Here is a 1,016-nt window from a genome sequence, read left to right on the forward strand (position 1 = left end):
ATGAAAGTTTTCTACGACAAGGACGCCGACCTCTCCCTGATCAAAGGCAGGCAGGTCACGATCATCGGCTACGGCTCGCAAGGCCATGCGCACGCACTGAACCTGAAGGACAGCGGCGTGAAAGTGACGGTCGGTCTGCGCAAGGGCGGCGCTTCGTGGAGCAAGGCGGAGAACGCCGGTCTCACCGTGAAGGAAGTGGGCGAGGCCGTGAAGGGCGCGGACGTCGTGATGATGCTGCTGCCCGACGAGCAGATCGCCGAGGTGTACAAAAACGAAGTGCACGCGAACATCAAGCAGAACGCGGCGCTTGCGTTTGCGCACGGCTTCAATGTGCACTACGGCCAGGTGATTCCGCGCGCGGATCTGGACGTGATCATGATCGCGCCGAAGGCGCCGGGTCACACGGTGCGCAGCACGTATTCGCAGGGTGGCGGGGTGCCGCACCTGGTCGCGGTTGCGCAGGACAAGTCGGGCGCGGCGCGCGATGTCGCGCTGTCGTACGCGGCGGCTAATGGCGGCGGCCGTGCCGGCATCATCGAGACGAACTTCCGCGAAGAAACCGAAACCGACCTGTTCGGCGAGCAGGCGGTGCTGTGCGGCGGCACGGTCGATCTGATCAAGGCCGGTTTCGAGACGCTGGTCGAAGCGGGCTACGCGCCGGAGATGGCGTACTTCGAGTGCCTGCACGAACTGAAGCTGATCGTCGACCTGATCTACGAGGGCGGCATCGCGAACATGAATTACTCGATCTCGAACAACGCCGAGTACGGCGAGTACGTGACGGGTCCGCGCATCATCACCGAACAGACCAAGCAGGTGATGAAGGACGTGCTGAAGGACATCCAGACGGGCGAATACGCGAAGAGCTTCATCATCGAAAACCGCGCGGGTGCGCCGACGCTGCAGTCGCGCCGCCGTCTCACGGCTGAGCATCAGATTGAACAGGTTGGCACGAAGCTGCGCGCGATGATGCCGTGGATCGCAAAGAACAAGCTCGTCGACCAGTCGAAGAACTA

At 62.4% G+C, this 1,016-nt stretch carries 1 protein-coding gene; it reads left to right on the forward strand.

Going from position 1 to position 1,016, the window contains the following annotated elements; translation table 11 throughout:
* Positions 1 to 1,016 (forward strand): ketol-acid reductoisomerase (gene ilvC, locus HV796_RS42705; RefSeq protein WP_175233610.1); only part of this gene is annotated, 1,016 nt, incomplete at its 3' end.

This window comes from Paraburkholderia humisilvae, assembly GCF_902859855.1.
GTDB classification, from domain to species: Bacteria; Pseudomonadota; Gammaproteobacteria; order Burkholderiales; family Burkholderiaceae; genus Paraburkholderia; species Paraburkholderia humisilvae.